Source organism: Paenibacillus sp. JNUCC-31 (assembly GCF_014844075.1).
Lineage (GTDB): Bacteria > Bacillota > Bacilli > Paenibacillales > Paenibacillaceae > Paenibacillus.
Genome location: NZ_CP062165.1, coordinates 7,302,033 through 7,314,243 on the forward strand (window position 1 = coordinate 7,302,033; position 12,211 = coordinate 7,314,243).

The 12,211-nt window shown below is 45.1% G+C and carries 5 protein-coding genes; all 5 read left to right on the forward strand.

The window, feature by feature from the left end; translation table 11 throughout:
• The first annotated feature begins 62 nt into the window (after window positions 1-62).
• The 5 genes from JNUCC31_RS31975 to JNUCC31_RS31995 all read left to right on the forward strand — a co-directional run bounded on the left by JNUCC31_RS31975 (window position 63) and on the right by JNUCC31_RS31995 (window position 11,820).
• A complete protein-coding gene (locus tag JNUCC31_RS31975; RefSeq protein WP_192267299.1) occupies window positions 63-1,802 on the forward strand; it encodes a sensor histidine kinase in 1,740 nt (579 codons plus the stop codon).
• The gene (locus tag JNUCC31_RS31980; RefSeq protein WP_192267300.1) at window positions 1,802-3,424 is read left to right on the forward strand and encodes a response regulator transcription factor; all 1,623 of its coding nucleotides are present in this window, start codon (window positions 1,802-1,804) and stop codon (window positions 3,422-3,424) included. Before JNUCC31_RS31975 ends, JNUCC31_RS31980 begins: the two co-directional genes overlap by 1 nt.
• 99 nt (window positions 3,425-3,523) lie before the next feature.
• Window positions 3,524-5,740 (forward strand): FAD-dependent oxidoreductase, encoded by a 2,217-nt coding sequence (locus JNUCC31_RS31985; RefSeq protein WP_228469352.1) that lies wholly within the window; start codon window positions 3,524-3,526, stop codon window positions 5,738-5,740.
• Window positions 5,741-5,805: 65 nt separating this feature from the next.
• On the forward strand, window positions 5,806-6,966 hold the full coding sequence (locus tag JNUCC31_RS31990) for an SGNH/GDSL hydrolase family protein (RefSeq protein ID WP_228469353.1): 1,161 nt from the start codon (window positions 5,806-5,808) through the stop codon (window positions 6,964-6,966).
• A 297-nt stretch (window positions 6,967-7,263) separates the two neighbouring features.
• Window positions 7,264-11,820 carry a golvesin C-terminal-like domain-containing protein gene (locus tag JNUCC31_RS31995; protein ID WP_228469354.1) on the forward strand — a complete coding sequence of 1,519 codons (4,557 nt, stop codon included), beginning with the start codon at window positions 7,264-7,266 and terminating at the stop codon, window positions 11,818-11,820.
• The last annotated feature ends 391 nt before the right edge of the window (window positions 11,821-12,211 follow it).

The window sequence follows — 12,211 nt, forward strand, 5'->3', positions numbered from 1 at the left end:
GCCCTCTCTTTATTGTCATATGCTATTCTTAGTTTACTACGGAAGTAAAAGGAAGATGATCGATGCCAAGAAGGTTCAGCTTGCCCTTAAAATTATTTTTTATCGTATTTGCATTTGTATTAAGCTGCATCATCTTGATAAGTCAATTGTCTTATCGCTATGTCCAAAAGGAAATACGAACCAATGACCTTTATTACACCAACCAAATACTTGAAAAGGTAGACCAGTATTTCACCGTTAATTTTTCCTCCTTTCAGACGATCCTGTTCTCGGTCGAAACATCAGTGAAAGCCAATATTGAGAATACGGAAGTGATCAAAAAGCAATTAAGAGAGCTCTATGAACTCAACAGTAATTACGTCAGTAATATTTATTTGATCAAAAGCGATTTATCCATTCTGGGCGGAAGTACAGCTACCCGGATATTCGATGAACCTTTATCTGAAAGGGAACCTTTGTTTGATGCGGCTGAGAAGAACAGAAGGACCACCTTTGTTAGTGAACCTTACAAATCGAAGTATTCCGGCTGGACCGTTACGATGGTTCGATATCTGAACAGTGCTCCGTTTCCTATGGCCATTGCGGTTGATTTGGATCTAAATGCCATTGAAGAAACCTTGTTCAAGATTAATAAACAAGAACAAATGAATCTGGCTCTAATTACCGCGTCAGGTAAAATCATTGCCGGATTCTCTGGAAATAAAGGACTACTGAATATTCAAGATCATACGTTTTCAATCGGGGAAACGTCAGCGGAACAAATCCTGGATACGACAGAAACAAGCCTTCAACTGCATACCAAGGATGGCATTCCGGTCTCCCTTCTGAAAAAACCGACGGAGAAATTCAACTGGACCATCATCTCGATCAACGATGAATCACGCTTGAAATCAGCTTTGTCCAGATTGGAAACCTATTATATTGGGCTTCTAGCTGCGGGTTTTCTGTTAAGTTTGTTCATTTCTTTTTTGGTTGCCAAATATATAAGAAAGCCACTCTATACGCTCAAAACAAAAATGAAGCAGGTGGAGCAAGGTTTCCTCACAACGACAATAACGATTAATCGAAACGATGAGTTTGGAGACCTTTCACGAGCATTCGATCGTATGCTGCAGCAAATTGTGGAACTGATTCGGCGAGCGGAGCTTCATAATGAACTTGAGCGAAAGCTGGAAATCCAGGTGCTACAGTCTCAAATCAATCCTCATTTTCTGTATAATACACTTGGTTCGATCAGCAATGTTATACGTCTCGGCCAAATAGAGAAAGTAGATGTGGTGATTGGATCGCTCATTTCATTATTGGAATACGGAATAGACGATGCCTCAGAGAAGGTTTCCCTACGCCAGGAATTACGAAATGTAGCGGACTATATCGAGATCCAGAACATTCGGTATAACCGAAACTTCCACTTGATTGAACATATCGAAGCAGGGTTAATGGATTTTCCGGTTTTTCGAATGCTGCTGCAGCCTCTTGTGGAGAATAGCATCTTCCATGGTTATAACGGAGGGGGAATTGAGGGGCCTATTACGATTCATGCGTACAGGGAGGACGGTATCGTCATCATAGAAGTTGTTGATCAAGGCGAGGGAATTCCAGCTGAGAAATTAAAGCATATTTTAATCTCAGAACCGAGTGAAATGGAAGTGAAAAGGAAAAGAATCGGGCTGAATAATATTCATGGCCGAATAAGACTTCACTACGGAGACCAATTCGGACTGCAAATCATTAGCATACCTAAGGAGATAACCCGTGTACGCGCATTATTCCCCTCAGAATTACAAAAAGGAGATGCATAATGATGAGAGACTATACCTGTTTCATTGTTGACGATGAAGACCTGATCATACAAAGATTGGAATTGTTTTTTAGTGAGCTCTCTTATAGGGATAAGCGATTTGTTCTCGTGGGAAAAGCAAATAATGGGCTGAATGGGATCGAAGAGATCATAAAACTTAAACCGGATATTGTCATATCCGATATCGTTATGCCGCGAATGGACGGAATCTCCATGATTGAGCAGCTCAAGGCTGAGCTCCCCCATACCCAGTACATACTTTTGACCGCCTATTCATCCTTTGAATACGCCCAGCGAGCGATTCAAGCCAACGTATTGGAGTACATTGTAAAGGTTCCGCTGAGGGAAGCGGATTTGAATCGAGCTTTGGATAAGGCTGCCGGAATTTTAAATGAGTTTAAGAAAAAAGAAGCAGAATTTCAATCGTTAAACGTATCCGTGCTTGAAAATAAATATAGAGTCCGCAAGCAATTTTTTAACGAACTGATCAGAGGCGAAATTCCTTCTCATCGTGCATCAGATTTTGCCAATCGCATGCAGTTTCATTTCTTTCAAGCCAACTATTGCTGCTTCATCGTTGAAATGAATACGTATGAAAGTTTCCGAAACGAATACGCAGCCGCTGATCAAAACATATTGAAATATGCGATTACGAATGTAATTGAAGAAACGGTGATGAATGGTGGCAGCGGCGTAGCTGCGGATCTGTCCGATAATCGTTTTATTGGTTTTTTATCCTGGGAAAATAACCGCAGTGATATGGAAACGGAATATGCTTGCCAATCCTTGGGAGGGCAGATCGTCTCCCACTTACATCAATATTTGAATCAAAGGGTATCCGTCGCTTTTGGAGGTCCGTACCGAGGTTGGGAATCGATCAAACAAGCGTACACGGAAGCTAAAAATGTGAGTGAGGATTTCTATTACCATACAGAGAAAGTCGTAAAAACACCCATGCATCGGTTCCAATACCATAATGACAAAAAAGCAGACTTTCAGCAGAAGCTGGCTGATTTTCTGTTATCGGTGAAAAGGAAGATTTCCAAGGAAGAACTGGACAATGCAATCGCCGATCTGAACCAATTTGTTACGGATTATAAAATCCACAAGTCCATCATGGCACCGATGATTAGAGACTTATACAGGGACATTACCAAGAAGTTTAAATCGGGGAACAAGCTGTACACGGAAGCAGCAGAATTCCCCATGGAATTTATGGCATTTCAGGAGCAGCTCGCCTATATTGGCGACTTCACATTCGAATACGTACACGCGGGCCAACTATTACATCGTGCAGAAATCATGAGTGCTATGCATTTTATAGAGAAAAACCTGAAACAGCGTTTAACGCTGGAGGCTATTGCTGAGGAAGTGAATTTGGCACCATCCTATTTTAGCAGTTTATTCAAAAAAACAATGAACGAAGGCGTGATCAGCTACATCAACCGAAAAAAAATCCAACTAGCTCTCGAACTATTAAATGCTAAGGATTATTCTTTATTGGAATTGTGCGAAGAAGTAGGCATCGTCAATGAAGGTTACTTTTGCAAACTGTTTAAAGAATATACGGGAGATACGCCCAAGCAATACCGGATAAAAATGACACGGTACGAATCCAAATAAGGATGCAAAAAATGTATGATTTTTTCGCGAAATCCTGTAAAAAAAAGAGGACCCCAACCATTACCATGATAGAAGCATCTAATCATGGAGGTTATCAAAATGGAGCTTATGAAAGCAGATGTAACCGTCGTAGGCGGAGGTATTGCTGGGATATGCGCTGCCATTGCTGCCGCACGCCAAGGGCTGCAAGTTTCACTTATTAATGATCGGCCGGTCCTTGGGGGAAATGCGAGCAGCGAGGTCAGGGTTCATATCAACGGGTCGGCATATCTCGGAAACAGTCCATCCTATTATGCACGCGAGGGGGGGGTGGTGGAAGAACTCAAGCTGAAGATCTTTCATTATAATCCGTTATATAACAAGAAGCTTATGCTCTCGCTCTCGGATACGGTCTTGCTCGACATGGTTTATGATGAGCCTAACATTTCTCTATTCCTGAATACATGCGTGCATGAAACAGGCATGGAGAACGGCAGAATTAAATGGGTGGAAGGCCTTCAATTGGCTTCCGAAAGAAAATTTCGTTTTGAAAGCCCAACCTACATCGATTGCTCCGGCGATGGAATTGTTGGATACCAAGCAGGGGCTCACTTCCGATGGGGAAGAGAGGCGAAGCATGAATACAACGAGGAGTTAGCTCCTGAAGTGGCGGATCATTATACCATGGGTGATACGATTCTGTTTCAAGCCCGTGACGTAAACTATCCCGTTCCATACAAAAGACCAGGCTTTGCATATGACATTACGAAGTTGGCCTTTTTCGATAGTATCAGAAAAGGCTTAAACCATCGGTCTTTTCCAAGGAAAATCAACGGGCTTGGCGGATTATGGTGGCTGGAATACGGCGGACATATGGATATTATCAAGAATAATGAAGAGATCGCATTGGAACTGCGAAAATTGGTTTATGGAATATGGGATTATATCAAAAATAGTGGCGAGTTTGATGATGTGGACAATCTCATCTTGGATTATGTATGCCCGATTCCGGGAAAGCGGGAGTCGAGGCGGTTTATAGGGGAGCACATGCTGTCTCAGAACGATCTTACAACAAAGCCCCATTTCGAAGATGCGGTATCTGTCGGAGGCTGGTATATGGATCTGCATGCGAATAAAGGCATTTACGATGAGGGGCCGGCTACAGCCTGGAATTTCGTGCCGGGATTGTATAATATCCCTTTCCGCAGCTTATTTTCACGCAATATTCCTAATCTGATGTTCGCTGGCCGTAATATAAGCGCTACCCATGTGGCTTTTGGATCGACAAGGGTCATGGCAACTTGCGGTTGTATGGGGCAGGCGGTAGGAACGGCTGCTGCGTTATGCTTGAAATACGAGGCAGACCCCGCGACCATCGTCAAAGCCCATATGGGTGAGCTTCAGGCGCAGCTGCTTCGAGACGGGCAAACGATTGTAGGGCTTCAAGAGCAGTTGGATCCTTATTTCGCTGACGGATTGACGATTCGTGCCTCGTCTCAGCGAAGCTATGAACATCTTCATCCAACCGAAGAGATATCCTTGGACAAAGCGTTATGTTTGGTCTTGCCGATTCAGACATCTGTGGCTGAAAGCGTGCGAATTAAAATTAAAAACAGGTCCGAGCAATCGGAGAATTTGCAAGTGAAGCTGTTTGGAGGGGAGCGCAAGGAAAACTATATTCCCACCAGCGAGCTGAAAGAGTACCACTTGGTTATTTCAGCGGGTCACGATGACTGGATTACACTGGACCTGGGCTGCGAGAAACCGGCTGATGACAAAATCTATATTGTTTTGGAAGGCCCGGGGAGCCTTGCCGTACACGGAAATGAAGAGAAGTTGACAGGAGCGGTCAGCTTCCTTTATAAACCGGAAGAGCCGTCCAGGCTGAAGAAATTCAATAGGAGCATTTGCTTCAAAGATCTGAACCCATCCCAGGATATGTATAATCCCGCGAATGCCGTTAACGGATACTCCAGACCTTATGGTCTGCCAAACAGCTGGATTTCTGAACGTTCGGAAGGACAGGAATGGTTGGAATTTGGTTTTGCAAGCCCCAAGAATCTGGATGAAATCCATCTTGTTTTCAATTCGCAGCTGAATTTGGAGCATTTCGACGATCCGATCGAACCCTTGATTCAAGATTATGATGTGACCTTAACCTTAGAAGACGGAACTGAGAGTCAAATGAATATCCGTGGGAATTATCTTTCATTGAATAAACATCTAGTGCATGCAAAAGGGGTAACTCGAATTCGGCTTGATTTCAGTGCTACGTATGGTTCTCCTTATTATGAAGTGTTTGCTGTAAAATTTTTTGCTTCTAAAAACGCTAAGTGAGGTCGGGTGAAGTCGCGATGAAGGAATTTTTCCCTCGAAGAGGGCTCCCTAATGTCATTCACAAGTTGGAAAATGGGGAAACTGTAACTATTGTCTATTTCGGCGGCAGTAATACGCGTTCTAAAGGATACAGAGTTATGACGGCAGAATGGCTTCGAGGGCAATATCCCAATGCGGATATCCACACTGTTAATGCAGGCATTGATGGGACAGGATCGGACCTCGGCTGCGCCCGTTTGGAGACAGATGTACTGAGTCATCAGCCTGATCTCGTATTTGTTGAATTTGTTGGAAACGATGGGGGAGTTCCTGAATCCAAGGCGCGAATCGAAGGAATTGTCCGACAGATCCGCAAGCGGAGCCGTTTTACCGATATTCTGTTCGTATATACGGTTAAGGAGCGGGATTTGACCTCATTTCAATCCGGCAAATACCAGAAGGGAGCTCTTATGCAAGAGGAAGTCGCCGACTATTACGGCATTCCTTCGATTCATCTGGGTGTAGCGGTCTGTCAATTGGTTTCAGATGGAAAGCTTATTTTTACTTCAAGGGAAGACGTGTCCATTCCCGGAGCCGTTATTTTCACACATGATTCCATCCATCCAACGATTCCCGAAGGACATCAGATTTACACAGATACAATCACCCGGTCGTTTGAGAAAATCAGAGAACTTCGAGATCACGTGGGAAAGGTCGAACAACACTTGCCACAGGAACCTTTGATCCTGGCCAATCCTTGGGAGTATGCAACCATGCTGCCACTGGATATTTTTACTCATTTTTCCTCAGGGTGGACTTACATGACCCCAGATGATTTTCCTTTAGTGCGCGAGTACGATTGGTTGTTCCCCGGTCTATGGCGAGCAGTCGATCCCGGAGAGACGATCACAGTGGAGTTTGAGGGAACCCACATCGGATTATTCGATATCGGGGGGCCGGATTCAGGCAGATTGAAGGTAACGGTGGATGGAGGGGAGCCCTTTCTTATCGATCGATTCACACCTTATAACGATCATAATCGTAATCAGTATGTTTTCTTACCGGAGCTACCGAACGGGAAACATACGGTTCGCTTCGAAATCGATAACAAGAAGACAGACAAAGCGGCCGTGTTTGAGGCAAGTGGCAATGAGAGAAGTATGGAACATGTTCGGCAACATCCCGCTTGGTATGATCAAACGGTCATCCAGCTTGGAAAGTTGCTGCTGGTGCAGCCTCCATTATAATGGATTGGTCCACTTGGAAGACCTACATTCGAACTGACTGCAATGGAGCAATCAATTAGGATGTAGGTTTCTTTTTTACTTAAAATCGTATAAGAAATTCTTAAAATGAAAGAAATTTCACGGTGATGTGACATGCTAATATAAAAACGACAGAGCGGGATTAGCCAGAAGGAAAAGGTTGATTGCATTTTTGCGATCGATTGAGCAAAGGAACATCATTTCTTGGAAGCGTTATCATTAAGAGGAGAGGCTGTGATTTGTATGATCCAAAGGAAGCTGTTTTTCTTCATCGTTTTCATGTTGACGATAGTAATTCCTTTCAGCCTGGTCGAAATAAGGACCGCTTATGCGGAAACCTTACCGTATCAGACGATTATCATCGATGACGGGAGCATCACGATCAATGATGTTGTGACACCTGATGCGGGTAACGCGAATAACGGGTTCTCCGCTCCTTATTGGACCACAAGCGCAGGAGTGAAGGGATACAATAATTCCAGTTCCAAATATACGGATGCCGTAGGTAGAAGTATCACATGGAATCCACGCTTGGAAGCAGGGACGGCGAGAATATCATTCTATAAGCTTGATTGGGCAGATAAAGCAGATAGTAATGTAAAAATTGAGATTGTTCATAACGGGATTACAGATGTCATGTTTATGGATCTTAGACCTTCATCGGGTCCATCGGCCGGATGGGTGGATTTGGGGGAGTATGAATTCAGTGGTGATGATACCGAATTTGTCAGGCTGACTCGAACACAACCTACGACGGGCAAGATTATTACTCGGGCCGATGCAGTCAAGTTCGAAGGGAATATCCAGCAGCAAGCACCGCCATTACCCCCGCTGCGGAGCCGCACATTAGCTAATCTCAGTTACACGGAAAAAGGAAGCATCGAAAATGCAGAGTATAAGGCGACCTTCTATGAGGCAGCATGGGATGGGGGCAAATCCATCGTTCGTGACATGTTCTACAAGAACACGGACACGGGAAACTGGGTGCCGATCAATACTGTGGCGGAAAGACTTGAGGAGCAATGGGTTTTATTGGATGGGAATGCGGGGAGCCTAACCAATTACTACGATACGATGAACAAACGCTGGATTACATTCGACGGGATCACTTTTCCCGACAACCACACGGCGGTATTAACTGATTCCTCTCATGGCAGTGATTACGATTTTGAAGTGAACTGGTCCATGGCAGGGGAGAAACCAGATGTTTCCTTCGCCTTTACACCTCGTCGCAATGGCAATTATGTGATTGGATATCAGTCCTTCACAACAGAGATAGTCTCGGGCATCAATGAAGTGTTAAGTGGATTCAGGTCGCATGCAAAAATGGTAGGTACGGTGGAATCAACAAGCTTGAGGGAGCTGAGCGCCCCGATGAGTCTGATTGAGAAGAATGACGGTTCAGGGAATCCTTTGACATATGGGGTATTTGTAGCATCAGAAGAGCTTCCGGTTGAATTTGAACCGACGGGAGGCGTTACGAAACAACGGCTTGGCATGAGCCTTGTCAACAACGAAGGCAGCGTGCAGCCCATCCTGTATGCGCCTCAATTAGATACTTATTCGCAAATGACCGCGGAAAGCACCTATCAATTTCATATGGGTCTAATCGCTCAAAAAGGCAATCTGTATGAGTCCTACGCGGATATTCTTCGCAATGAGTACGGATATTCGGCATACCGGGAAAATGTCTCTGAACAATCGCTTACTGACGCGATGTTCAATATGATCGATCTGCTTAAGATAGAGCCGCAAGGGGATGACTCTGTTGATTATGTCCCGTCACCCAGCGGGTGGTGGAGCCGTGCCAAGGGCTTTATTGATATCGAAAACGAAGATAGCGTTCGAACAAGTTCGAATGCGGTTCTTCTGGGGGCTTACTATTTGACCGGGGATGACCAGCTTTACGATACGAGAGCATTGCCGTCCGTCCAATATGGCGTATCGCGAAATGGTATCGGATGGTCGCCGACGAAGAAGACCGTGTACGGCGTGCCTTCGTTATGGAAAATGGCCACCCTGCCGTTCGATGTTTCAAGCGTAGCCGCTGTGAATCAGATGATGGGCACTACGGCAGGAATTGGGGCGATGGCACAGGAAGAGTACCTTATGCGTGATCCTGACCAGAAAGACAGGGGTCCTGTCATTCAGCCTCTGATGATGTATCGTATGACAGGAGATGCGCAGTATTTGCAGGCTGCCAAGGATGCAGCCGACAGCTATATCCTGCAGCATATCGATACGCCTGCATCCGTGAATATAAGTAAAAATGAGTTCATTTATTATTATAGCAAACTGTGGATGGAGATCTTGGAGCTTTACGAGGAAACGCAGGATCCCAAATACTTGAATGCCGCTTATAAGGAAGCCAAAAGGTATGCCACCATGTTTGTTGCTCGTCCGGTTCCTGACGGTAATGTTACGATTCCGCAGCCCGAGACATATAATTACGCGGAGTCGTTCCATTGGCCGGAGAGCGGTAAATTTCAATATCCTAGGCTCAAGCTTCCAGAAGATATAGCCGGAGGCGTTCAAGCGGATCGCTCGCTTGTTTCACCGAGCGGATTGACGTTTGAAGCAGGAAGTACAACCGGCTATTATCGGATGAATGCCCAGGAAGCTCCATTCATGCTGAGATTGTCGCTCTATACAGGGGATAAACTGCTGCAGGATATTGCTCATAATGCGGTTATTGGTCGATATTCCAGTTATCCAGGTTATTACTATAAAGGCTTCGCCGTTAGCCAACTTGAACCGGACTTTCCTCTGGAAGGCCCAAGCGGGGCTACATCCATCTATTATCATCATATCCCGGGGCAGCTCGGGCAAACGATGGATTATTTGATCAGCGAACAATCATTGAAGTCGAATGGGAGTATTTCATTTCCTTCCGTATTCGAAACGAATTTTTTATGGTTCAAATATCACCTCTATGGGAATAAACCAGGCCAATTTTATGGTAATTCCGACGTTTGGCTCTGGATGCCCAAAGGAATTATCCAGACAAACGATCCTCAATTGAACTGGATAACAGGAGAGAGCGGAGATAAATTCTACATCGGATTAAGCAACGTATCGTCAGATGAAGTTCAGACTTCAATCGAATTGAATGAACAAATCATTGGGTTCAACCCGGCACAAGATTATACCGTAACGATCATCCGCGATAATGGCACACCAGAACAAGCGGTTATGAGTGGCGGAATCATCCAAGCCACGGTTTCAAGCAAGGGCATCACCGCTATCATTGTAGAAGGACTCCACATTGATGTGCCGCTGCATCAGGTCAGAACTGCGGATACATCGGATGCTAGCTATTTCTTCGATACCCACAGTCCAATCGATGCGGTTAAAGGCATGTTGATCGTTAAGCCCGACGAAACGGTTTATGATGCTTATGTGCAGGCCAAAACGACAAAACCAGCGACAATCCATTATTCCTTGGATGGCGGAGCTACGTATACGACCATCCCGGATACGATCTATCCGATGGAATGGTCGGTACGGGTGAACGATTTATCCCAAACCTTCACGTATTATGTGGAATCGGAAGGGAAACAGACCCGCAAGCGTACACTCTATCTGCCTGATCAGGTAACGGAAACTCCAGTCCAACCCGATGATGGGCAGGATGGTTCATCTATCATTGTAGATAATACGGAGGCGGAGACAGAAGGGGTTTGGATAAGGGATACGACGGCTAACGACTATTACTATGATAACTATGTGTATGCCAAATCGACAGCCAGCACAGCGACAAGCAAAATGAAATGGCGGCCGGAGCTGCCGGAAAGTGTTACTTACAGTGTGTATTACAAGCTTCCGCAGATAACGGCTGCGACTGAAAATTGGGCAACGAATGCCTCATTTACCGTTTATTATAGCGGGGGCTCCGAGACAGTTACCGTTGATGAGACAACGGCCAATGGTACTTGGGTACACCTAGGTGACTATCCTTTTGCTGCAGGCGATAGTCGCTACGTGGAACTAACCAATAAGGCCAACAAGTCAAGGGTAGTAGCCGATGCGATCATGTGGGTGGATTCGAACAGGATACCGCAATTGGAATCGGCGGTGATCCTGTCCGATCGGAACGAGTTGCAAATGACTCAAACCGCACAACTGAGCGTAACCGGCTATTTGGATAACGGTTTGATCGGTGATCTGTCACAGGCCAATGTGCAGTATTTCGTTGACCGTACGGATCTGGCTGAAGTGGATAGCAGCGGTAGGTTAACCCTTCTAAATCTCGATGCGGGAACGGATCACATTGAGGTATGGGCCACGGTCACGATTGACGGGGTGACCTTAACAACTCCTTCTTTGTCCATAACGATCAAGGACCTAACGGTTATCGTCGACAGTACAAATACAACGGGGTTGTACACGACAGAAGGGTCTTGGAACCAAAGCAATCTAGCTGGATACAAAATTGGGGTTAAGTCGCGTTACACTACAGTACAAGGATCATCAGCAACGTGGAAAGGCCAGTTTCCGGAGGGGAAATATACGGTCTCCATCTTCAAGCTCGTCCATACGACGGCAAACGATAATCATGTCAAAGTGGAAGTGAAGCATAAGACGGGTACCGAGGTCACGTATATCGATGCAACGGTCGGCTCATCAGGTTGGGTTAATCTGGGCACGTTCGACTTTACGGGAGACGGCAGTGAGTATGTTCGTTTAACCAGGGAGACTCCTACAACGGTAGACCCGCCAACGCTTCCTGCCGATATGATCTATACAAGGGTTGATGCAGTTATGTTCGAACGTCATTCCGATGATTCAGAGCTGCTTGCAAATGAGGTGCCAGATGAACCGACACTTTCTGAATAATAGCGGTGTTGAGGTGGCAAATACGCAATTTTCGGGAAAAGCTCCTGACATTGATCAAGAGTACATGAATGGAAGTGGAATAACGGTCAGTGATGTTATACAAATTATTGTAAAATAACCCTAAGGGCTGAGTGGATGAGAACCATCCATTCGGCTTTTTTTTTCAAGAGAGAAGAACTTGTTTCGCCCACTGTTGCCATAAACATAATCAAGTATCTCCTGCTGGCTGAATAGTTATAGATGGTTTGCTGTACTACAACCAGGATTGGGCACGTGAAGATGCGGTATATTTACGATTCCGAGAACAGAAAAATAGGGCATAACGCATTTTGTCGGTGCTTATTTTTGTTAACTAAGAAGGGCATTTAACAGTGGGATGTAGTGTAAATAT